Genomic DNA, 21,171 nt, shown 5'->3' with positions numbered 1-21,171 from the left:
TGCATTCGAAATCCGTCGCGCACCCGCCTATCTAGGTCGACAAGCGAACGCCAAGAACAGGAGCATCACATGGACGCCATCACCGAAGGCAGCCCGATCAACGATCCCAAGAAGCAGCCCGCCGCCGCGCGCGCGCTGCTCGGTCGCACCGCGCGCGACTGGTGGCCCGACACGCTGCCGCTGGAGATCCTCCAGGTCGAAGGCCTGTCGACCAACCCCTACGGTGACGATTTCGATTATCGCGAAGCGTTCAAGACGCTCGATTACGCCGCGGTGAAGGCGGATCTCGTCGCGCTGATGACCGACAGCCAGCCTTGGTGGCCGGCCGATTACGGTCATTACGGTCCCTTCTTCATCCGCATGGCGTGGCACTCGGCCGGCACCTACCGCACCGGCGACGGGCGCGGCGGTTCCTCATCGGGCGCGCAGCGGTTCGCCCCGCTCAATTCCTGGCCGGATAACGGCAACCTCGACAAGGCGCGTCGTCTCCTCTGGCCGATCAAGGCCAAGTACGGCCGCGCGCTCAGCTGGGCCGACCTGTTCATCCTGACCGGCAACGTCGCGATCGAATCGATGGGCGGCCCGACCTTCGGCTTCTCCGGCGGTCGCGCCGACGTGTTCGAGCCGCTGAAGGACATCTACTGGGGCACCGAGGAAGAATGGCTCGGCCAGACCCGCATCGACGAGGAAGCGGGCATGGCGCTGGAGGAGCCGCTGGCGGCGATCCAGCACGGCCTGATCTACGTGAACCCGGAAGGTCCCGGCGGCTGCCCCAACCCGATGGGCTCGGCCCGCGACATGCGTGAGACGTTCGCGCGCATGGGCATGAACGACGAGGAGACTGCGGCGCTCACCGCCGGCGGCCACACCTTCGGCAAGGCGCACGGCAACGGCGACTCGTCCAAGGTCGGCAAGGAGCCCGAAGGCTCCGACATCACGTCGCAGGGCCTCGGCTGGACGTCGACGCACGGCACCGGGATGGGCGACGACACCATCACGAGCGGAATCGAGGGCGCGTGGACGCCGACGCCGATCACCTGGGACATGACCTATTTCGACATGCTGCTCGACCACGAGTATGAGCTGACGAAGAGCCCCGCCGGCGCGCATCAGTTCCAGCCGGTCGGCAATCCCGAGGACACGCTCGCCCCGTCGGCGCACGTCGAGGGCAAGAAGGTCCCGACGATGATGACCTCGGCCGACATGGCGCTGAAGGTCGACCCGGCCTACCGCGCGGTGATGGAGAAGTTCCGGGCAGACCCCGCCTACTTCGCCGATGCGTGGGCGCGCGCCTGGTTCAAGCTGACCCACCGCGACATGGGCCCGGTGCAGCGTTACCTCGGCCCTGAGGTACCGACCGAGGAGCTGATCTGGCAGGACCCGATCCCCAAGGCCGATTACCCGCAGATCGACGCCTCGGACGTGTCGTCGCTCAAGCAAGCGATCGCCAATTCCGGCCTGGAGATCGCCGAGCTGGTGTCGACCGCCTGGGCGTCGGCCTCGACCTGGCGCAAGTCGGATCATCGCGGCGGTGCCAACGGCGCGCGCATCCGCTTTGCGCCGCAGAAGGACTGGGACGTCAACGAGCCCGAGCAGCTCGCCCGCGTCCTGAAGGTCTATGACGGCATCAAGGCCGACTTCGACGGCAAGGGTGAGAAGAAGGTTTCGATCGCCGACCTGATCGTGCTCGGCGGCAGCGTCGGCATCGAGGCGGCGGCGAAGGCGGCCGGATCGACGATCGAGGTGCCGTTCACCCCCGGCCGCGTCGACGCGACCGAGGCGCAGACCGACGCCGAGAGCTTCAAGGTGCTGGAGCCCAAGGCCGACGCGTTCCGCAACTATCTCCAGACGCGCTACACCGTGCCGACCGAGGAGCTGATGATCGACAAGGCGTCGCTGCTCGGCCTGTCGGCGCCCGAGATGGCGGTGCTGGTGGGCGGCCTGCGCGTGCTGGGCGCCAACCATTCCAGCGCCAAGGAGCACGGCGTCTTCACCGATCGTCCGGGCCAGCTGACCAACGACTTCTTCGTCGGGCTGCTCGACATGAACACGGTGTGGAAGCAGGTGTCGGAGGAGAGCGACCAGGAATATGTCGGCACCACGCGCGGCACCCACGATCACAAGTGGACCGCGTCGCGCACCGACCTGGTGTTCGGCTCCAACTCGCAGCTGCGCGCGCTGGCGGAAGTCTATGCCTGCGCCGACGCCGGGGAGAAGTTCACCACCGACTTCGTCAAGGCATGGACCAAGGTGATGAACGCCGACCGCTACGATCTACTCGCCTAAGCGACCGTTCCGACGCGGACAGGAGGGCCGTCGGCAGCGATGCCGGCGGCCTTTCCCGTTCTATCTGGCGTCACCCCGGGCTTGTCCCGGGATCCAGGGTCAAGCAGCGCTGTCGTTCGTGGCCCTGGATGCCGGGAGGAGCCCGGCTTGACGATGAAGTTGGAACCCCCGTTGCCCACGTCCCGCTCCCCGCCTACGTTCCCCCCATGCTGAAACACGTCCTCCGCGTCCTCGCGATCGTCGTCGTCATCGCGATCGGCGTCGTCGTCTACCTCGCCTGGCCCGACAAGGCCGAGGTGCCGCTCGCCCAGGTCACCGGCGCGCGGCCGGAGATCACCGCGCCCCGCGTCCAGACGATCCCCACCGTCAAGGTCGCCAAGGCGGTCGGCTGGCCTGCCGGTGCGAAGCCGACGCCCGCGGCCGGGCTTCAGGTCGCCGCCTTCGCTGAGGGGCTCGACCATCCCCGCTGGCTCTACCGCCTGCCCAACGGCGACGTGCTGGTCGCCGAGACCAACAGTCCGCCGCGCGAGGGCCCCGGCCTGGTTACCAGCGTGATGAACTTCCTGATGGGCCGCGCCGGCGCCGGCGTGCCCTCGGCGAACCGCATCACCCTGCTGCGCGACGCGAACGGCGACGGCGTCGCCGAGACGCGATCGGTCTTCATGTCGGGGCTCAACTCGCCCTTCGGCATGGCGCTGCTGGACGGGCAGCTCTACGTCGCCAACACCGACGCCCTCGTCCGCGTCCCCTATACCGAGGGTCAGACGCGGATCACCGCCCGGCCCGAGACGGTGGTGAAGCTCAACCCGGCCGGCAACCACTGGGCAAGGAACGTTATCGCCGCCGCCGACGGCAAGACGCTGTTCGTCTCGGTCGGCTCGGCCAGCAATATCGCCGAGAAAGGGATGGCAGCGGAGAAGTATCGTGCCAACATCCTCCAGGTCTGGCCCGACGGCAACTGGCGGGTATTCGCCGCCGGCCTGCGCAATCCCAACGGCATGGCGCTCAACCCGGTCACCCGCAACCTGTGGACCGTCGTCAACGAGCGCGACATGCTCGGCTCCGATCTCGCGCCCGATTACCTGACGCAGGTCGAGTTCGGCGATCATTTCGGTTGGCCCTGGTATTATTGGGGCGGCTATCCCGATCCGCGGGTCGAGCCGAAGAACCCCAGCCTGCAGGAATATTCCAAGCGCCCCGACTACGCGCTGGGGCCGCACGTCGCCGCGCTCGGCCTCACCTTCGCGGACGACGTGAAGCTCGGCAGCCGGTTCGCCACCGGTGCCTTCATCGGCGAGCACGGATCGTGGAACCGCACGCCGGTATCGGGCTACAAGGTCGTCTTCATCCCCTTTGCCGCCAACGGCTATCCCGTACCCAACGCCAAGCCCGTCGACGTGCTGACGGGCTTCCTCGACAAGGACGGCGAGGCGATGGGCCGTCCTGTCGGCGTGATCGGCGACCGCACGGGCGCGATGCTGGTCGCGGACGACGTCGGCAACAAGATCTGGCGAGTGACGGGCCGATAGGTTCGCCTTTAGCGAAGTCGAAGGGCAGGCCCTAAGTCAACCGTTCGCGGCCTGTGCTTCGACTTCGCTCAGCACGAACGGGTCGATCAACCGTCACTCTCTTTGCCATCGACGACGATGCGACACCTGTCGGCGTTCGGTTGTACGTTCACGGCGAAAGGCAGGTCGTTCGGCCGATCGTCGGCGATGGTACCGTCGAGACCATGGCGATCGCAGATACGCCGAGCAGAACCTGTTTCATCTCGACGGCAAAGTACGTCATGCAGCGATCACCGACGCGCGCTCCCACCAGCACAGACCCGTCGCTGCGCGCATGAACGACGGCGTCACTTCAACAGCTTCGGCGCCTCGCGCTCGATGACCGCCTTTACCTGACCCGCGAACACGCCGAGAAAGCCGGGCAGGTCGACGACTGCGTGGACCTTGTCAGCGTAGACGGTCGCGGTGGAATTCACGCTCTGCCCCATGGCGGAGACGGTGAAGTGCATCGTGTCGCCCTCCCAACGATGCTGGACATGGCCGCCGCCGGGAATCTTCTCGGTGATGCGGCTGATGCCGCCGTCGAGGCGCTGGCGTACGCCCTCCTTGCCGAGCGAGTGGGGAATGTCGAGCGAGATGGGCTGGGCCATATGGGATCAATCCTTGGCGAAGATGGAAGCGTCGTCGCCGAACGCCTTGAATTCGAGCGCGTTGCCGCTGGGATCGCGGAAGAACATGGTCGCCTGCTCGCCCGCTTGTCCGGCGAAGCGGACGTGCGGCTCGATGCCGAAGGGGATGCCGGCGGCGCGGACGCGGGTCGCCATCGCCTGCCAGTCGTCCATGGTCAGGATCACGCCGAAATGCGGCACGGGGACGTGGTGGCCGTCGACCTCGTTGGCCACCACGACGGGCTTCGCGGCGAGATCGAGATGGGCGACGGTCTGGTGCCCGGCCAATTCGAAGTCGATCCACTGGTCGCTCGACCGCCCTTCCGCGCAGCCCAGCACGCCGCCGTAGAAGGCGCGCGCGTGATCGAGATCGTGGACGGGGAAGGCGAGGTGGAAGGGGCGCAGCGTCATGAGCACAGCCTACAGCCCCCGTCTTTTTCCGTCACCCCGGACCTTTCGACAGGCTCACGACAGGCTTGCTCCGGGGTTCACCGTCCCGCAGGGATCGACGCCGTTGCTCCTGCCGCGCGGTGGACCCCGGAATGAGTTCCGGGGTGACGATAAGGAATGGTTCGGTGTTCACCCCTATTCGCAGGCTCGCCCTGCGCTTCCCCGCTTTCTCCTGCCTTCTCCTCGGCGCCGTCGCCGCCTGCGGCTTCGCGCCGCTCTCATGGTGGCCGCTCACCCTCGCCGGCCTCGCCGCCTGGATGGCGCTGATCCACGCCGCGCCCACGTTCCGCGCGGCGCTATGGCGGGGTTGGATGTTCGGGGTCGGGCATTTCACCGTCAACAACAACTGGTTCCAGCACGCCTTCGACTTCCAGGATGCGATGCCGCCGGTGTTCGGCTATTTCGCGGCGGTGGCGCTGGCGCTGTACCTCGCCGTCTACCCGATGACGGCGGCGGGGATCGCCTGGCGGTTCCGTGGGCGTGCACCCGACGCCGCATGGACCCTGCTGTTCGGCGCGGCGTGGATCGCGACCGAGTATCTCCGCGCGGTGCTGTTCACCGGCTACGCCTGGGACCCGCTGGCGGCGATCTGGCTGCCGGTGATCGGCGTCGCGCGCCTGACCGCGTTCGTTGGCACCTATGCCCTGTCGGGACTGACGGTGGTCGCGAGCGGCGCGCTGCTGCTCGCCGCCCGCCGTCGCTGGGCGATGCCCGCGATCGTTGCGGCCGGCGTCGCGCTCGCCGCGCTGTCGGCGCTGTGGACCGACGCGCCGCCCGCCCCCGTCGATGCCCCGCGTATCCGCGTGGTGCAGCCTAACATCGGCAACGAGGAGCGCGGCGAGCAGGCGGGCGAGCGGTCGCTGGCCGAGCTGATCCGCCTGTCCGGTCGCCCCGGCCGCGTGCCCCGGCTGGTGGTCTGGCCGGAAGGGCTGATCTACGACCTTCTGGAGAGCGGCTACCCGCGCGGCTGGTATGCGGGCCGCCCGGCGGAATGGGTGCGGGCACGGATCGCGCGCGTGCTCGGCCCCGGCGACACGCTGATGACCAACGCCCCGACGCTGTCGTTCGACCGGCGTGGCGAGATCGTCGGCGTCGGCAATTCGGTGCTGGCGATCGACTCGACGGCGCGGATCACGGGCCGCTACGACAAGGCGCACCTCGTCCCCTACGGCGAGTATCTGCCGATGCCATGGCTGTTGAAGCCATTGGGGCTCGCACGGCTGGTGCCGGGCGGCATGGACTTCACCTCCGGTCCCGGCCCGCGCGCGCTCGCCTGGCCGGGCGTCGGGCCGGTCGGCATCCAGGTCTGCTACGAGATCATCTTCTCCGGCGAGGTCGTCGACGAGGCGCGGCGCCCGCGCTTGCTGTTCAACCCGTCGAACGACGCCTGGTTCGGTCGCTGGGGCCCGCCGCAGCATCTGGCGCAGGCACGGCTGCGCGCGATCGAGGAGGGGCTGCCGATCGTCCGCGCGACGCCCACCGGCATCTCCGCGATCATCGCCGCCGACGGCCGCCTGCTCGCCACCGTGCCGCACGAGACCGCGGGCGCGATCGAGCTGCCGCTCCCCCCCGCCATGCCCCCGACCCTGTTCGCGCGCGCCGGCAACTGGCTCGCCGCGATCGTCGCGCTGGCGCTGGCCACACTCGCGATTGCCATCCGGCGACGCGCGCGTTAGTGCCCATATAAAGCTATCTTTATATCGTTATGAGGCACTGATGCGCTCTTCGTTCATCTTCACGTCCGAGTCGGTTTCCGAGGGCCATCCCGACAAGGTCGCCGACCAGATCAGCGACTCGATCGTCGACCTGTTCCTGTCCAAGGACCCCGAGGCGCGCGTCGCCTGCGAGACGCTGACCACGACGCAGTTGGTCGTGCTGGCCGGCGAGATCCGCGGCAAGGGCATCATGGACGCCGACGGCAACTGGGCCGAGGGCGTACAGCAAGAGATCGAGCAGACCGTGCGCGCGACGGTGAAGCGCATCGGCTACGAACAGTCGGGCTTCCACTGGCAGACCTTCCGTTTCGAGAACAACCTCCACCCGCAATCCGCCCACATTGCGATGGGCGTGGACGAGAGCGGCAACAAGGACGAAGGCGCCGGCGACCAGGGCATCATGTTCGGCTACGCCACCGACGAGACGCCCGGCCTGATGCCCGCCACGCTCTATTACAGCCACAAGATCCTGGAGAAGATGGCGGCCGACCGCCACTCGGGCGCCGCGCCGTTCCTGGAGCCCGACGCCAAGAGCCAGGTGACGCTTCAGTACGAGAACGAGGTGCCGGTGCGCGCGACCGCGCTGGTCGTCTCCACCCAGCACTCGGCCGACCTGTCGAACGACGCCGGTCAGGCTCGCCTGCGCGACTACGTCAAGGGCGTGTTCGCCGAGGTGCTGCCCGAGGGCTGGCTGCCGGCCGAGGACAAGATCTACGTCAACCCGACCGGCCTGTTCGAGATCGGCGGGCCGGACGGCGACGCCGGCGTGACGGGTCGCAAGATCATCGTCGACACCTATGGCGGCGCCGCCCCGCACGGCGGCGGTGCGTTCAGCGGCAAGGACCCGACCAAGGTCGACCGCTCGGCCGCCTATGTCGCGCGCTATCTCGCCAAGAACGTCGTCGCTGCCGGCCTCGCCAAGCGCGTCACCATCCAGCTCTCCTACGCGATCGGCATCGCCGAGCCGCTGTCGGTCTACGTCGACACGCACGGCACCGGCACGGTCGACGAGGCGGTGCTGGAGGCGGCGTTGCCCAAGCTCGTCCGCCTGACGCCCAAGGGCATCCGCGAGCATCTGAAGCTCAACGCGCCGATCTACTCGAAGACGGCCGCCTACGGCCATTTCGGCCGCGACGCCGAGGGTGATCTGTTCACCTGGGAAAAGACCGACCTGGTCGATCGGCTCAAGGCCGCCGTCGCCGCGTAGTGGATTATGGGCCCGGCCATCGGCCGGGCCTCCCGACATCAGGAAAGTTACCGATTAAAGACGCTGGGATCAAACCGCGCCGGTAGAATCTTGGCCTGCTCCTGCTTGTCGGGATAGGCGATCCTGGCTGTCTGTGCCGTAGGCGACTGAATGGCAAACCGCAGATCGTCCGCAAGATAAGCGGTCACGCTCGTGTCGGCAGGTACACGGCCACTAGTTCCGTGGATGAAAAACATGGGCCAAGCGACGAGAATGCCTCCGGCGATCGACAACGCGCCCTGCCCGACTCCCTCGCGACTGGATCGACCTGTCAACCGAATGGGGCCACTGGGCGTTTGCACGTGGAGCAGGCGAATATCGAGCTTGCCCCGCTTACCGAAATGGCCGTTGCGCTCTGCGCGCATCACCTCGCCCACCGCAACAGAACCCACCGGCACGACGACTTGACCGCGATAAATCAGCGGTTCCGCGACTTCGAGGTAAAAACGGTCTCCCGCGCGATGCTGCTTGGTATTGAGTTCCGTTCGCGTCGTGAGATGCAAGGCGGTGCCCATTGGAAAATAGGAATATGCTCCCGTAGTCGCGATTGGCGCACCCCAGCTAATCACCTCTTGCGCCGCAACTCCTGTCGAAACCGTCGCTGCCACAGCAACGATCAGCCCGTCGAATTTCCGCATGAACGTCTCCCCACTTCGAGTAGGGCGAGACATGACGTCGAGACTTGTAACGGCGATGAAGCTGGATGGTTAACGATGTAGAATTCGTTCCGTTTCGGATACGTCTTTACACGACGCACAATCAGCTCGGATGCGCCGCGGCTTCCTCCTCGGGATCGGGGGCGTCGTGCGCCTCGATCGCGGCGGCGACGCGGCGCAGGACGGCGTCGACCAGCCGTTCGGACGCCCAGCCGATGGCGGCACCGGCGAGGACGTCGCTCAGATAATGTTTGCCGCGCCGGGGCTGGAGCGCACCGACGCCGATCGCCGCCGCCTGCAACGGCAACGCCGCCAGGGGCGCCTCGGCGGCGACCGCCTGCGCCACGGCGACCGCGCCCGCGGTATGGCCGGACGGGAAGGAGTTGAGCGAGCTGTCGTCCGCGCCGTCGCCCTTGCCCACATGGTAACCCTCGGCCACTGCGCGACTGGGACGGGTGCGATCGATCATACTCTTCAGGATCGTCTTGACGCCGGTGGCGGCGAGGTGGCTGGCCAGCATCCGCACGCCGGCGCGCAGCACCACCGGCCGGCGCAGCGCGACGCCGGCCACGATCGTCGCCGCCGACAGCGCGATCAGCGGTGGCTGATCCGCGAGTTCGCTCGCCTCCCCGGCGAGCGTCATCAGCGGCCCGTCGAACGCGCGCGTCGCGGCATGGGCGTGGCGCCGGTCCGCCCGGCCGACGCGTCGGGCCACGCGTTTTGCTTTATCCCTCGCCATGGTCGGCATCGCTCCTGACTTGCGCGTGCGCCAGCACGGCGAACAGCCCCGCGCCGCCCACCAGATTGCCGAGCACCGCCGGGGCGATCAGCGAGAACGCCGTCTGCGCGATCCCGGTGCGTCCCGCGAACAGCAGCAGGAACGCCTCGTCCGATCCGACCACCGAGTGGCTGAACCCCGCCACCGCGACGACGTAGGTCACCGCCAGGATCACCCAGAACGCCTGGTCCCGCGCGTTGGGCAACAGCCAGGCGAGCGTCGCGATCAGGAAGCCCGCGGGAATAGCGTTCAGGAACGTATCCCACGCGCCCAGTTCCAGGATGCGTTCCGACACCTCCAGCGCGGCGGTGCGCAGCGCATCGTCGCCCAGCATGCCCGCGTCGATCAGCGCCGCCGCGATCATCGTCCCGACCAGGTTGGCGCCGAGCACGATCGCCCACAACCGCAGCGTCCGCGCAGCCGCCCAGCGCGAGGGACTGGTGACGACCGGCAGCATCGCGGTGACCGTACTCTCCGTGAACAGCTGCATCCGGCCCAGGATGACGATCAGGAAACCCATCGGATATCCCAGCGCGACCACCAAGTGGCGCCACGGCGCGTCGGGCAGGTCGCGGTGCAGCGCCGCCTCCGCGATCAGCGACGTGTTGATCGCCAGCCCGGCGGCGAGGCCCGACCAGAACAGCGCCGCGAACGGCCGCCGCAGCTCACCCTCGCCCTCCTCGCGCACCGTCTGGTGAAGCTCGCGGGCGTTCGCCGCCTTGAGGTCGTCGACGTCGCCGTCGTCAGCTTCTGCCATTGCAGCGGTGGAACGAGCCGCCCGCGACTTTGCTCCGCTGCGCAAGAGCGATAGGGCAGCCGGCCATGAACGATCCCAGCATCATCCGCCGCCTCTACGGCCGTCGCCAAGGCCACAAGCTGCGCCAGGGACAGGCGGCGCTGGTCGAGGAATTGCTGCCTCGGGTCAGCGTGCCCGACGGGCCGCTCGACGCCGCGACGCTGTTCGGCGAGGCCCAGGGACAGGGACGCCCCCTGCACCTGGAGATCGGCTTCGGCGCGGGCGAGCATCTCGCCGGCCAGGCCGCCGCGCATCCCGACACCGGCTTCATCGGGTGCGAGCCGTTCCTGAACGGCGTCGTCGGTGCACTCAACCATATCCGCGACGGCGACCTCGCCAACGTCCGCCTGCACATGGGCGACGCGCTGGAGGTGGTGGAGCGGCTGCCCGACGCCTCGCTGGAGCGCGTCTACCTGCTCCATCCCGATCCCTGGCCAAAGGCGCGCCACGCCAAGCGGCGGATGATGAACCACGGCCCGCTCGACGCGATCGCCGCCAAGCTGAAGCCGGGGGGCGAGTTCCGGTTGGGCACCGACGATCCTACCTATTGCCGCTGGTCGATGATGGTGATGAACCAGCGCCGCGACTTCACTTGGACGGCGACGACCGCCGCCGATTTCCTGACCCGGCCCGACGATTGGCCGGAGACCCGCTACGAGCGCAAGGCGCGTCGGCAGAGACACGAGGTCTGGTATTTCCGTTACCAACGGGTGTGAGCGGTCCCGCCCTGAAGACCGGGCGCTGAAGCCCGGCGATGACAAAAGCGTCATCCAGCCGCCCCTCCCTTGATATGTTGTTTCATCACGTCTAGGCGCCTCCCCGTCAGTTCGGGGAAGAGCAGCATGACCAGATATCTCGCCGGCGTCGCGTTCCTGTCGCTGGTGGCGACGCAGGTGCACGCCCAGTCCACGTCAGGCCCGGCGTCCACACCGGGGGCTGCCCCATCCGCCGCCGGCACCGCCACCACCTCGTCGCGCGCGCCGGTGCTCGGCCCCGACATCATCGTCACCGCGCCAGTGCCGCAGAGCGAGCGCGACGTGTTGCAGGGCACCTCCGTCCTGACCGGCGAGGCGCTGACCCGCGACCTGCGCCCGACGATCGGCGAGACGCTGTCCCGGCTGCCCGGCGTGTCGGCGACGTCGTTCGGCCCGTCCGCGTCGCGCCCCATCCTGCGCGGTTTCCAGGGCGAGCGCGTGCGCGTGCTGACCGACGGCATCGGCTCGTTCGACGTGTCCAACACCAGCGTCGACCATGCGGTGGTCATCAACCCGCTGCTCGCCGAGCGGATCGAGGTGCTGCGCGGCCCCTCCGCGCTGCTGTTCGGCTCGTCGGCGGTGGGCGGCGTCGTCAACGTCGTCGACACCCGCATTCCGCGCACCCGGCCGGAGAACGGATTTCGGCTGAACGCCCTAGCCAACTACGGCAGCGCCGCCAACGAGCGGTCGGGCCAGGCCGCGGCCGACGTGGCGGTCGGCGAGTATCTGGTCCTGCACGCCGACGGATCGTACCTGAAGACAGACGACCTGGAGATCGGCGGCTTCGCGCTGTCGCGCCAGGCACGCGCGGCGGCGCTCAGCCAGGTCGGCCTGCCCCAGCCCGGCGCTGAGGAGCCGATCGACTTCGCCGCGTCCGCCGCGATCAGGAACCGGCTGCCCAACTCGGCGTCGCGGACGTGGACGGCAGGTGCCGGCGCCTCCATCATCACCGACACCGGCAACCTGGGCGTCTCCTACAGCCGCTACGACAGCCTGTACGGCGTGCCGCTCCGCTACGCGACCGAGGTCGGGCAGGAGCAGGAGGCGCCGCGGCTCGACATCAAGCAGGACCGTTACGACCTGCGCGGCGAGGTGGAGACCGGCGGCGGCCTGTTCGACCGTATCCGTATCCGGCTGGGCCATGCCGATTACCGCCATTTCGAGCTGGAGGAGGACGGGTCCGTCGGCACCGCCTTCTACAACAACGGCACCGAGGGTCGGCTGGAGGTCGTCCAGGCGAACCGCGGCGGCTGGACGGGCGCGTCGGGCATCCAGTACCTCAACCGCCTGTTCAACGTCGTCGGCGACGAGGCTTTCCTGCCGCGCAACGAGACCAACCAGACCGGCCTCTTCACGCTGCAGCAATATGCCAGCGGCCGTTTCCGTGCCGAGGGTGGCCTGCGCTACGAGTGGAGCGACCTGGCCGCGCGCAACGACACGCTGAACCGGTTCTTCGCCGGCCAGCGCAGCTTCAACGCGCTGTCCGCCTCGCTCGGCGCCTCCTACGAGGTCAGCGACGCCGTCCGCCTCGGCCTCAACGGCTCGCGCACCGAGCGGGCGCCGTCGGCGGAGGAACTGTTCGCCAACGGCGCGCACGCGGGCACGCAGGCGTACGAGCTCGGCAATCCCGATTTCCGGCTGGAGAAGTCGTGGGGACTGGAGGCGACGCTGCACGCGCATACCGGCGCCGTGAACTTCGACGCCTCCGCCTATTACAACCGCTTCTCCAACTACATTTCCGAGAACCAGGTCGACCAGGCGGTGTGCGCCGCCGCCGCCGCGCCGTCCGGCCGCGAGGTCGACCTGCCCTGCTTCCAGTATCAGCAGGCCGACGCGCGCTATTACGGGTTCGAGGCGGACCTGTCGGCGACGCTGTTCACGCTCGGCACCACCCGCATCAACGGCGACGTCCTCGGCGACTACGTCCACGCCAACATCGTCGACCTCGGCCCCGTGCCGCGCATCCCCCCGGCGCGCGTGCTCGGCGGGCTGGAAGCGCAGGGCGAGCGCTTCACGCTGCGCGGCGAGGTGGAGCACCTGTTCGACCAGGATCGCATCACCGCGTTCGAGACGCCGACCAAGGACTATACGATCGTCAACGCCAGCGTCAGCCTGTCGCCGTTCGGCCGCGACAGCAAGACGACGCTGCTGCTGTCCGCGAACAACCTGTTCGACGTCAACGTGCGGCGCCACGCGAGCTTCCTGAAGGACTTTGCGCCGCTCGCCGGCCGCGACCTGCGCGCCACGCTGCGCTTCGGCCTGTAACGGCCCGCGTGCCGCGGGCTTGCCCGCGGCACGCATCCGGGCGATGGACACGGCGCCAAGGGGGAAGCTGCCGATGTCCGTGATGTCCGACCGCTGGATTCGCGCCCGCGCGCTGGAGGACGGGATGATCGAGCCGTTCGTCGAGGCGCAGCGCCGCGACGGCTGCATCAGCTACGGCCTGTCCTCCTACGGCTACGACGCGCGCGTGGCGGACGAGTTCAAGATCTTTACCAACGTCGATTCGGCGACGGTCGACCCCAAGGACTTCGCCGCCAACAGCTTCGTCGACCGCAAGACCGACGTATGCATCATCCCGCCCAACAGCTTCGCGCTGGCGCGCACGGTGGAATATTTCCGCGTGCCGCGCGACGTGCTGGTGATCTGCCTGGGTAAGTCGACCTATGCGCGCTGCGGGATCATCGTCAACGTGACCCCGCTGGAGCCCGGCTGGGAGGGGCACGTCACGCTGGAATTCTCCAACACCACGCCGCTGCCCGCCAAGATCTACGCCAACGAAGGCGCCTGCCAATTCCTGTTCCTGGAAGGCAACGAACCGTGCGAGGTCAGCTACGCCGATCGGCTGGGCAAATATATGGGTCAGCGCGGGGTGACGTTGCCCCGATTATGAAACCGCGGCCATCGCCCGGCCGAGGCGCGTCTTCATGTCCTCCAGCGTCACGCCCGCGAGCAGCTCGCCCGTGCGATCGAGCTGGCGCAGCGCCGCCGCGACCGCGAGCTGCGTCTGCGTGACCTGGTCGATCGCCTGCAGGCTGGCCATGTGCCGACGCAGCACCGCTTCGTCGGCACCGAGATCATAGGCGAGATCGGCGAGCAGCTTGGAGGCCAGCACCAGCTCTTCGGCCAGGGCGTCGGCGAGTGCCGGGTCGACGGCGACGGTGCCGACCGCGATCACTTCGAACACAGCTTCAGCATGGCGGCGGGCAGCGCGTCGCTCGCCGTCGGTTGCGACGCCATGTTGCGCGCCAGCGTGTAGCCCCCGCTGGCCGCCGGCGAGAAGGCGTAGCTGCCGGCCCCGAGCAGCGCCTTGAGCCCACCGCCGCCGTCTTCGCTGCCGTCGATCAGCAGCGCGCCGACCGCGTTGGCCCCCGCCGCCTTGGCCGCCGCGGCGAACAGCAGCGAAATGGAGGGCCGCTCCCCGGCGACCGGCTCGCGCGGCAGCAGGCGGAGCGTGCCCGAGGGCCAGGCGTCCACCACCAGGTGATGGTCGCCCTGCGGCGCGAAGTAGATCGTGCCCTGCTCCACCGCCATGCCGTCCTCAGCGACGACCACCTTGGGCGTGACCTGCTGCGCCAGTTTCGTCACCATCCCCTCGACCAGGCCGGGGCCCAGATGCTGGACGACCAGCGTCGGCGGGCAATTGGCCGGAAAAGCGCCGAACAGTTCGAACAGCCGGGCGGTGCTGGAGGCGTCGCCGCCGATCACCAGCAGGCGCCCGTTCCAGTCGATCGGTGGTGCCGCCGCCGCGACCGGCGCCGCCGCCTTGCGCAGCTCCGCGCCCTTGGCGGCCTTGATCCGCTTGCCCAGCTTGGCGATGATCGCGTCCAGTTCGGCCGGCGCCGCGACGCGGGGCTTTGGGAAACAGTCGATGGCCCCCAGCCGCAGCGCCTCGATCGAGTCCGCCGCCCCTTCGGTGGTGCGCGTCGAGAACATGATGACGGGCATCGGCTTGGAGCTCATGATCTCGGCGAGATAGTCGATGCCGCTCATGCCCGGCATCTCGACGTCGAGCGTCATGACGTGGGGCTGCAATAGCGCGACCAGCTCGCGCGCTTTCGCCGCGCCGTCCGCCAGGCCGACGACCTGGACGTTGGGGATGCGTTCCAGCGCGCCCGAGATAAGCGCGCGCATCGTCAACGAATCGTCGACCACGAGAACCTTGGTGGCGGCCATCGGAAAAATCCTAGTAAAAAGAAAAAAGGCTCAGGCAGCGTCCGCGTAATCGGTACGCTCGACCAGGCGGTCGAGTGCGAGCACCAGGATCATGCGCTGCTCGATCGTCGCCAGCCCGTCGAGGAAGCGCGACGCCTCCGCGTCGCCCACGTCGGGCAGCGGCTGCATCTGATCGGGCGCGATCGTCACGATGTCGTTGACGGCGTCGACGATGATGCCCTGGAGCTGCGATCCGATATGCACCACAATGATGACGTGGCGCGCACTGGGATCGGTGTCGCCCCAGCCCAGCCGGCGCCGCAGGTCGAGCACCGGCAGCACGACGCCGCGCAGGTTGACGACGCCGCGAACATAGGAAGGCACGTTGGGCAGCGGGGTGGCCGGCGACCAGGCGCGGATCTCGCGGATCGCCATGATGTCGACGCCCAGCACCTGGTCGCCGAGTTGAAAGGTGATGAGCTGACGCGACATCGCGGGTCTCCTGTCGTCGGGGGTCAATGGAGCACGCGGCGGATCGCCGCGGCGAGCTTGTCGGGGTGGAAGGGTTTGACGATCCAGCCGGTCGCCCCGGCGCTGCGCGCGCGCTGCTTCTTCTCGTCCGAACTCTCGGTGGTCAGCACCAGGATGGGCAGGCTGCGCCGCCCCTGCCCGCGCACCTCGGCGATCAGGCCGAACCCGTCCATGCGCGGCATGTTGATGTCGGTGATGAGCAGGTCGGGTTCGACGCCCCCCAGCTTCTCCAGCGCGTGGACGCCATCCTCCGCCTCGATCACGTCGTAGCCGAGATCGGTGAGCGCGACGCGCAGCAGCATCCTCATGCTGGGCGAGTCATCCACCGTCATGATCGTCTTGGCCACGGTAATCCTTTCTCGTGCGATATCGGTCATCAGAAGAACTCCACATCGCCGGTCGATTGCGGCGGCGGTGGCGGTACGCGGCGTATCACGGGCACCGCGCGCGCATCGGTGACGACGCGACAGCGGGCGAGGCCCAGCCCGGGGCGGAACTCCACCCGGCGGGCGCCGGTCCCGCCGACATCCTCTCCGACCAGCGGAATGCGCTCGTCGGTCAGGAAGCGGCGGGCGAAGGCGATGTTGGCACCACCGATGTCGCGAAACCCCTCGCGCATGCGCGCACCGCCGAAAATCCGCGCCTTGAGCCGGTGGCGCGAGGCGCCCATCGCCAGCATGGCGTTGATCAGCACCTCCATGGCGTAGACGCCGTAGCGTTGCATGGAGGCCGTGTCGGAGGCGGTGCCGTCGGCCAGCAGATAATGGTTGATACCGCCGACCCGGGCGACCGGATCGTAGAAACAGGCGGCGACGCAGCTGCCCAGCACCGTGGTCAGGATCACGTCGTCCTCGTCCGAGACACGGGTCTCGCCCTGCGCCACGGTGAGCCGGCGGAACGCGTTGGTGGAGCTGGAGGCGGAAGCGAGCGCGGTCATGCGCGGCACTCCGCGAGCAGGCGCGGCGCGATGCGGCGTAGCGGCAGCTGCTCGGCCACCGCGCCGATCTGGTAGGCGACCGCGGGCATGCCGTAGACGACGCTGGTCGCCTCGTCCTGGCCGAAGGTGATCGATCCGGTCGCGCGCATCGCCTTCAGGCCCGCCGCGCCGTCATTGCCCATGCCGGCCAGGATGGCGCCGACCGCGTTCGCGCCCGCGATCTTGGCGACCGAGTGGAACAGCCGATCCACCGAGGGCCGGTGCCCGTTGACCTTGGCATCCTCCACCAGCCGGCAATACCGCCGCGCGTCGGTGCCGCCGATCTCCAAATGCCGGCCACCGCCGGGCGCGAGATAGATCTTGCCCACCTCCAACACGGCGCCGGGGCGCGCCTCCTCCACCGTCGGCTGGCACAGCCGGTGCAGCCGGGCCGCGAAGCTGGGCGTGAAGCTCTCCGGCATATGCTGCACGATCACGGTGGGCGGGCAGTTGGCGGGGAACTCCATCAGCAGCGCGATCAGCGCCTCGACGCCACCGGTGGACGCACCGATCGCGATCATCCGGTCGCGATGCGGCGCGTAGGCGGACGTCGGTCGCGCGGGAGCGGCGGCCCGTGCCGCAGGCGCGTGGGGGCGCGAACGCGCGGCGGCCCGGAGCAAATCGGCGAGGCTCGGCGCGGAGGTCGACCCGAGGGGGCGGTTGAGCCGCGCCTTGTCGAAGCAATCGAACGCGCCGAGTTCGAGCGCGGCGATGCTCGCCTCCGCTCCTTGCGAGGTCAGCGTCGACAGCATCACGACCGGCGTCGGCCGCAGCCGCATCAGCCGTTCCAGGAAGTCGAGGCCGTTGATCCCCGGCATCTCGATGTCGAGCGTCACCACGTCGGGGTCGAGCGCCTTGATCTGCGCGCGCGCCTCATGCGCGTCGGCCGCGGTGCCGATCACCTCGATGCCGGGTTCGGCGGCGAGCTTGCGCCGGATCATCGCCGTCATCGCGGGCGAATCGTCGACGATCAGGGTGCGCACGGTCATGCCGTCACCTTGAGATAGGCGGTCCGGCCCACGCAGCGGAAGCGCTTCTCGACGCCGCCAGTCAGTCGCTCGGAATGGCCGATATAGAGCATGCCACCCTCCTCCAGCCGATCCGCGAGCCGCTCCTGGAGCCGCGCCTTGGTCGGCTCGTCGAAGTAGATCATGACGTTGCGGCAGAAGATGGCGTCGAACCGACCCTTCATCGGCCACTCGCCGAGCAGGTTGAGCGGGCGGAAGGCGATCGCGTCGCGCAACAGCGGCGACACGGTCAGCGGCTCGCCGCGCCCCTCCAGCCAGGCCGCGCGCAGGCCGGCAGGCACGGTGCGCACCGTGTCCTTCGAGTAGCGGCCCGCGCGCGCCGCGGCGAGCGCGGTGGGCGACACGTCGGTGGCGAGCATCCGCACGTCGTTCTTCAGCAGCCGCTGCGCGGTGCCGCGATCGTCGCCCAGCATCGCCATCAGCCAGGTATAGGGCTCCTCGCCTGTCGAGCAGGCGGCCGACCACAGCCGTACCCGCCCGCCCTTGGCCGCGCGCGCGGCGAGCGTCGGCCACATACGCTCGTTGAAATCGTCGAAATGGTGGCTCTCGCGAAAGAAGCTGGTGTGGTTGGTGGTCAGCGCGTCGATCGCGCGCCCGCGCTCTTCCGCATCGCGCCCGATCAGCGTGACATAAGCGCCGACGCTGTCCAGGCCGCACGCGCGCACGCGCGGGGCGAGACGGCCATAGACCAGCTGCGCCTTGCCGTCGGGCAGCAGGATGCCGACTTCGTCGTAGACCAGCGCGGCGATCGCCCGGTGATCGGCCGATGCGAAGGCGAACTCGCGCGGGCGGGCGGCGGTGCTCAGCGCGGCGCTCACGCGGCCTCCGCCCGGAATGCCGGATTGACGCGGCCGCGTGCGGTCAGCGCATCGACGTCCAGGATCAGCGCGACGCGCCCGTCGCCCAGAATGGTCGCGCCGGCGACGCCCTCGATCGCCTGGTAGTTCGCCTCCAGGCTCTTCACCACCACCTGCCGCTGATCGTGGATGGTGTCGACCAGCAGCGCGACCTGCCCCTGATCCCCTTCGACGACGATCAGCACTGCGTTCGCCGGATCGGACTCGGCATCCGCGATGCCCAGGTAATCGGCGATCGGCAGCACGGGAACGTAGGCGCCGCGCACGTCGAGCAGCGACCCGTCCGCACCGAAGCGGCTCAGGATCGTCGCGGTCGGCCTCAAGCTCTCGACGATATGGCTCAGCGGAATGACGAAGGTCTGCGCCCCGACGTGACGATCATGCCGTCGAGCACCGCCAGCGTCAGCGGCAGGCTCAGCGAGAAGCTCGACCCCGTTCCCTCGCGTGACTGAATGCCGATCCGCCCACCCAGCGCCTGGATGTTCTTTCTCACCACGTCCATGCCGACGCCCCGGCCCGAAATGTTGGACACGGTCGCGGCGGTGGAGAAACCGGGCGCGAAGATCAGATTGTCGATCTCCTCGTCGCTCAGCGTCGCGTCGGCCGCGACGATCCCGCGTTCCACCGCCTTGGCGCGGACCCGCGCACGGTCGATGCCCTTGCCGTCATCGGCGACGGTGATGACGATGCGGCCGGAATGATGCGCCGCGGACAGGCGCACGATCCCCTCGGCGGGCTTGCCGGCGGCGAGACGATCGGCGGTGCTTTCGAGGCCGTGGTCCACCGCGTTACGAATCAAATGGTTCAGGGGCTCGCCAATCCGCTCAACCACCGTCTTGTCCACCTCGGTCATCTCGCCCTCGACCTCCAGGCGCACGCGCTTGCCGGTCTCGCCCTCCAGTTCGCGGATGATGCGGGGCACGCGGCTGAACACCGTCTTCATCGGCTGCGCGCGGATCGCCATGGTCGATTCCTGCAATTCGCGCGTCAGATGCTCGAGATCAGTCAGCTCGGACGTGCTGCCCACATCATGTTCCGAGAGGCGCTGCGCCAGCATCGCCTGCGTAATGACCAGTTCGCCGACCAGGTTGACCAGCCGGTCCAGTTTGTCGAGGTCGACGCGGATGGTCTGCGTTACCACGGTCGCTGCCGGTGGCGCGGTAGCCGTGACCGGCGCGGGTGCGGCGGCGTTCGGAACGGGGGGAGCGGGCACGGCCGGTACCAGCTCGACGACGGGCGCCGCGACCGGTTGCTCGACGGGCGCAGGGGGCGCTTCGTTGGCGCGGAAGACCGTCACGGCGCAAGCATCGGTGAACTCGAACACCGCACGGATGTCGTCTTCCGCGACCTGCCCCGGCACAGAGATTCGCCAACCGAGATAGGCGCAATCGTGGTCGAGCGCGTCGAACAAAGGCAAGGTCGAGCGATCGCACGCCGTGATCGTTCCGCCTAGTGTGCGGAGTTCGCGCAACAGCAGCAGCGGCTCGGCACCATGGTCGAAGGCGTTGGCGGCTGGTCAGTAGTCGACCAGCCAGTCGGCGACCTCCGGCTCGACCGGCTCTTCGAGCAGGTCTGCGACCGGTGCGGTGGGCGCAGCAGCGACGTCGCCCAGCATCGCCATGAGGTCGTCGAAATCGTCGGGCGCGGCCACGGATGGCGCGGCCTCCTCCACGGCCGGCTCCAACGCGGCGGGGCTCGCCTCACCGCCCGACGCCGCGGCGAGCCGATCCAGCATCGCTGCGTCGGCCGGGGCCTCCTCACCGTCACGCGCGGCGCCGACATGGTCGGTGAGCAGGTCGAACGCCGCCATGACCAGGTCGAGCAGTGCCGGTGTCAGCGTCAGCGTGCCGTTGCGGACGCGGTCGAGCAGCGTCTCGTACTGGTGGGTATAGGCCTGCAGCCGCTCATGCCCGAACGCCCCCGCTCCGCCCTTGATCGAGTGAACGCAGCGGAAGACGCCGTTGATCGTCTCCGGCTCACGATCACCGGCGCGCAGCGCGGCGAAGCTAGCCTCCATGCCGGCAAGGCCTTCCTCGCACTCCTGGAAGAATATCTGCTGGATCGCATCGATGTCCACGGTATCGTTCCTGCGTCAGGCGAGAAGGTCGTCGAGGCCGGCGAGCGTCGCCAGTTCGACCAGCGGCGGACTGGGGTCGGCGATCCGGAAGGAGAGTCCCGCACGGCCTGCCGCCGCCTGCCCGGCCAGCAGCACTTGGAAACAGGCCTGACCCGCGCGCTCCACCGCGACCCCGTCGAGCAGGAGCGGCTCGCCGCGGTTCACCGCCTCGCAGAGCGCGAGCCGCAGCGGACCGGCAGCGGCGGTGTCGAGAACGGGAGCGAGGGAGAGGGTCATGGCTGCTTCCTGATGCTGAGAGCGGGAGACGGGTCGGTCAGAATGCCGACCAGTCGTCCTCCGCCACCGCGGCCGCGGCACCGCCGCCCCCGACCCGGCGACGGCTGGTGCGCGCGATGTCGCGACCGGCTTGGGCGGCGCGCGCCTGGAGCTTGTGGACGACGGTGGGCGTCGCCGCGCGCGGCTCGTCGTCCAGCGTGAAGCGCGCCACCTGGCGGGCCAGCTGATCCGCTTCCTCCGCCAGGCTGCGCGCGGCGGCGGTCGCCTGCTCCACCATGGCGGCGTTCTGCTGGGTCACACCGTCCATCTCGCTGACCGCGGTGTTGACCTGCTGGAGCCCCGTGGCCTGCTGCTCGGCCGAAGAGGCGATGCTGCCGACCAGCGTGCTGATCTCGCTGATGCGGGCGATGATG

At 68.8% G+C, this 21,171-nt stretch carries 20 protein-coding genes and 2 pseudogenes; 7 read left to right on the top strand and 15 right to left on the bottom strand.

From position 1 onward, the window contains the following. The first annotated feature begins 69 nt into the window (after positions 1-69). Positions 70-2,286 (top strand): catalase/peroxidase HPI, encoded by a 2,217-nt coding sequence (gene katG / locus BM145_RS08470; RefSeq protein ID WP_093333233.1) that lies wholly within the window; start codon positions 70-72, stop codon positions 2,284-2,286. A gap of 206 nt (positions 2,287-2,492) precedes the next feature. Continuing rightward, the gene (locus BM145_RS08465) at positions 2,493-3,815 is read left to right on the top strand and encodes a PQQ-dependent sugar dehydrogenase (protein ID WP_093333232.1); all 1,323 of its coding nucleotides are present in this window, start codon (positions 2,493-2,495) and stop codon (positions 3,813-3,815) included. Positions 3,816-4,141: 326 nt separating this feature from the next. Here BM145_RS08465 and BM145_RS08460 read toward each other — a convergent pair whose 3' ends face one another. After that, positions 4,142-4,444: a polyhydroxyalkanoic acid system family protein gene (locus tag BM145_RS08460; protein WP_093333231.1), complete on the bottom strand. Its 303-nt coding sequence runs from the start codon at positions 4,442-4,444 to the stop codon at positions 4,142-4,144. A 6-nt stretch (positions 4,445-4,450) separates the two neighbouring features. Next, on the bottom strand, positions 4,451-4,873 hold the full coding sequence (locus tag BM145_RS08455) for a VOC family protein (protein ID WP_093333230.1): 423 nt from the start codon (positions 4,871-4,873) through the stop codon (positions 4,451-4,453). A 164-nt stretch (positions 4,874-5,037) separates the two neighbouring features. On the opposite strand from BM145_RS08455, the gene lnt reads away from it, so the two are divergent. Together lnt and metK are read left to right on the top strand one after the other, a co-directional pair. Beyond that, positions 5,038-6,588, top strand: a complete 1,551-nt coding sequence (gene lnt / locus BM145_RS08450; protein ID WP_245739193.1) for an apolipoprotein N-acyltransferase — start codon at positions 5,038-5,040, stop codon at positions 6,586-6,588. Between the two features lie 40 nt (positions 6,589-6,628). Beyond that, positions 6,629-7,834 (top strand): methionine adenosyltransferase, encoded by a 1,206-nt coding sequence (gene metK / locus BM145_RS08445; RefSeq protein ID WP_093333228.1) that lies wholly within the window; start codon positions 6,629-6,631, stop codon positions 7,832-7,834. Positions 7,835-7,881: 47 nt separating this feature from the next. Here the strand turns inward: metK and BM145_RS08440 are convergent, their stop codons facing one another. From BM145_RS08440 to BM145_RS08430, 3 genes are all read right to left on the bottom strand, one after another. After that, entirely contained in the window at positions 7,882-8,511 is a 630-nt protein-coding gene (locus BM145_RS08440; protein ID WP_093333227.1) for a hypothetical protein, read from the bottom strand. A 121-nt stretch (positions 8,512-8,632) separates the two neighbouring features. Continuing rightward, positions 8,633-9,244 (bottom strand): phosphatase PAP2 family protein, encoded by a 612-nt coding sequence (locus tag BM145_RS08435; RefSeq protein WP_177200132.1) that lies wholly within the window; start codon positions 9,242-9,244, stop codon positions 8,633-8,635. Between the two features lie 10 nt (positions 9,245-9,254). Continuing rightward, positions 9,255-10,064, bottom strand: coding sequence for a formate/nitrite transporter family protein (locus tag BM145_RS08430; RefSeq protein WP_093333225.1), 810 nt, complete (start codon positions 10,062-10,064; stop codon positions 9,255-9,257). A gap of 65 nt (positions 10,065-10,129) precedes the next feature. On the opposite strand from BM145_RS08430, the gene trmB reads away from it, so the two are divergent. The 3 genes from trmB to dcd all read left to right on the top strand — a co-directional run bounded on the left by trmB (position 10,130) and on the right by dcd (position 13,751). Further along, positions 10,130-10,819: a tRNA (guanosine(46)-N7)-methyltransferase TrmB gene (trmB, locus tag BM145_RS08425; RefSeq protein ID WP_093333224.1), complete on the top strand. Its 690-nt coding sequence runs from the start codon at positions 10,130-10,132 to the stop codon at positions 10,817-10,819. 126 nt (positions 10,820-10,945) lie between these two features. Further along, complete coding sequence (locus BM145_RS08420) at positions 10,946-13,123, top strand: TonB-dependent receptor (RefSeq protein WP_093333223.1); 2,178 nt, start codon at positions 10,946-10,948, stop codon at positions 13,121-13,123. 73 nt (positions 13,124-13,196) lie between these two features. Beyond that, positions 13,197-13,751, top strand: a complete 555-nt coding sequence (gene dcd / locus BM145_RS08415) for a dCTP deaminase (RefSeq protein WP_093333222.1) — start codon at positions 13,197-13,199, stop codon at positions 13,749-13,751. On the opposite strand, the gene BM145_RS08410 is transcribed toward dcd, so the two are convergent. The 10 genes and pseudogenes from BM145_RS08410 to BM145_RS08365 form a co-directional block, all read right to left on the bottom strand. Next, positions 13,746-14,045 carry a hypothetical protein gene (locus tag BM145_RS08410; RefSeq protein ID WP_093333221.1) on the bottom strand — a complete coding sequence of 100 codons (300 nt, stop codon included), beginning with the start codon at positions 14,043-14,045 and terminating at the stop codon, positions 13,746-13,748. The genes dcd and BM145_RS08410 overlap by 6 nt on opposite strands. After that, on the bottom strand, positions 14,033-15,034 hold the full coding sequence (locus tag BM145_RS08405) for a chemotaxis protein CheB (protein WP_093333220.1): 1,002 nt from the start codon (positions 15,032-15,034) through the stop codon (positions 14,033-14,035). Before BM145_RS08405 ends, BM145_RS08410 begins: the two co-directional genes overlap by 13 nt. Before the next feature lie 30 nt (positions 15,035-15,064). Continuing rightward, positions 15,065-15,505, bottom strand: coding sequence for a chemotaxis protein CheW (locus tag BM145_RS08400; RefSeq protein ID WP_093333219.1), 441 nt, complete (start codon positions 15,503-15,505; stop codon positions 15,065-15,067). 23 nt (positions 15,506-15,528) lie between these two features. Further along, positions 15,529-15,891 (bottom strand): response regulator, encoded by a 363-nt coding sequence (locus BM145_RS08395; RefSeq protein WP_093333218.1) that lies wholly within the window; start codon positions 15,889-15,891, stop codon positions 15,529-15,531. Positions 15,892-15,920: 29 nt separating this feature from the next. Continuing rightward, complete coding sequence (locus BM145_RS08390) at positions 15,921-16,481, bottom strand: chemotaxis protein CheD (protein ID WP_093333217.1); 561 nt, start codon at positions 16,479-16,481, stop codon at positions 15,921-15,923. Further along, positions 16,478-17,509 (bottom strand): protein-glutamate methylesterase/protein-glutamine glutaminase, encoded by a 1,032-nt coding sequence (locus tag BM145_RS08385; RefSeq protein ID WP_093333216.1) that lies wholly within the window; start codon positions 17,507-17,509, stop codon positions 16,478-16,480. Before BM145_RS08385 ends, BM145_RS08390 begins: the two co-directional genes overlap by 4 nt. Continuing rightward, entirely contained in the window at positions 17,506-18,366 is an 861-nt protein-coding gene (locus BM145_RS08380) for a CheR family methyltransferase (RefSeq protein ID WP_093333215.1), read from the bottom strand. Before BM145_RS08380 ends, BM145_RS08385 begins: the two co-directional genes overlap by 4 nt. Further along, positions 18,363-20,482: pseudogene (locus BM145_RS08375) on the bottom strand (chemotaxis protein CheA). The gene BM145_RS08380 and the pseudogene BM145_RS08375 overlap by 4 nt, the downstream one beginning before the upstream one ends. A gap of 15 nt (positions 20,483-20,497) precedes the next feature. Then, entirely contained in the window at positions 20,498-20,758 is a 261-nt protein-coding gene (locus tag BM145_RS08370) for an STAS domain-containing protein (protein ID WP_093333214.1), read from the bottom strand. A gap of 37 nt (positions 20,759-20,795) precedes the next feature. Beyond that, positions 20,796-21,171 (bottom strand): annotated as a pseudogene (locus tag BM145_RS08365) (methyl-accepting chemotaxis protein); the annotation flags it as partial.

This window comes from Sphingomonas rubra (genome assembly GCF_900115745.1).
Taxonomy (GTDB): domain Bacteria; phylum Pseudomonadota; class Alphaproteobacteria; order Sphingomonadales; family Sphingomonadaceae; genus Sphingomonas; species Sphingomonas rubra.
The sequence above is the reverse complement of the archived record's forward strand: the minus strand, read 5'-3'. Positions and strand labels throughout refer to the sequence as shown.

What these genes read in the sequence shown, in the direction of transcription:
- katG (WP_093333233.1), top strand. Translation starts at nt 70, where the DNA reads ATGGACGCCATCACCGAAGGCAGCCCGATCAACGATCCCAAGAAGCAG.
- BM145_RS08465 (WP_093333232.1), top strand. Translation starts at nt 2,493, where the DNA reads ATGCTGAAACACGTCCTCCGCGTCCTCGCGATCGTCGTCGTCATCGCG.
- BM145_RS08460 (WP_093333231.1), bottom strand. Translation starts at nt 4,444, where the DNA reads ATGGCCCAGCCCATCTCGCTCGACATTCCCCACTCGCTCGGCAAGGAG.
- BM145_RS08455 (WP_093333230.1), bottom strand. Translation starts at nt 4,873, where the DNA reads ATGACGCTGCGCCCCTTCCACCTCGCCTTCCCCGTCCACGATCTCGAT.
- metK (WP_093333228.1), top strand. Translation starts at nt 6,629, where the DNA reads ATGCGCTCTTCGTTCATCTTCACGTCCGAGTCGGTTTCCGAGGGCCAT.
- BM145_RS08440 (WP_093333227.1), bottom strand. Translation starts at nt 8,511, where the DNA reads ATGCGGAAATTCGACGGGCTGATCGTTGCTGTGGCAGCGACGGTTTCG.
- BM145_RS08430 (WP_093333225.1), bottom strand. Translation starts at nt 10,064, where the DNA reads ATGGCAGAAGCTGACGACGGCGACGTCGACGACCTCAAGGCGGCGAAC.
- trmB (WP_093333224.1), top strand. Translation starts at nt 10,130, where the DNA reads ATGAACGATCCCAGCATCATCCGCCGCCTCTACGGCCGTCGCCAAGGC.
- BM145_RS08420 (WP_093333223.1), top strand. Translation starts at nt 10,946, where the DNA reads ATGACCAGATATCTCGCCGGCGTCGCGTTCCTGTCGCTGGTGGCGACG.
- dcd (WP_093333222.1), top strand. Translation starts at nt 13,197, where the DNA reads ATGTCCGTGATGTCCGACCGCTGGATTCGCGCCCGCGCGCTGGAGGAC.
- BM145_RS08405 (WP_093333220.1), bottom strand. Translation starts at nt 15,034, where the DNA reads ATGGCCGCCACCAAGGTTCTCGTGGTCGACGATTCGTTGACGATGCGC.
- BM145_RS08400 (WP_093333219.1), bottom strand. Translation starts at nt 15,505, where the DNA reads ATGTCGCGTCAGCTCATCACCTTTCAACTCGGCGACCAGGTGCTGGGC.
- BM145_RS08390 (WP_093333217.1), bottom strand. Translation starts at nt 16,481, where the DNA reads ATGACCGCGCTCGCTTCCGCCTCCAGCTCCACCAACGCGTTCCGCCGG.
- BM145_RS08385 (WP_093333216.1), bottom strand. Translation starts at nt 17,509, where the DNA reads ATGACCGTGCGCACCCTGATCGTCGACGATTCGCCCGCGATGACGGCG.
- BM145_RS08370 (WP_093333214.1), bottom strand. Translation starts at nt 20,758, where the DNA reads ATGACCCTCTCCCTCGCTCCCGTTCTCGACACCGCCGCTGCCGGTCCG.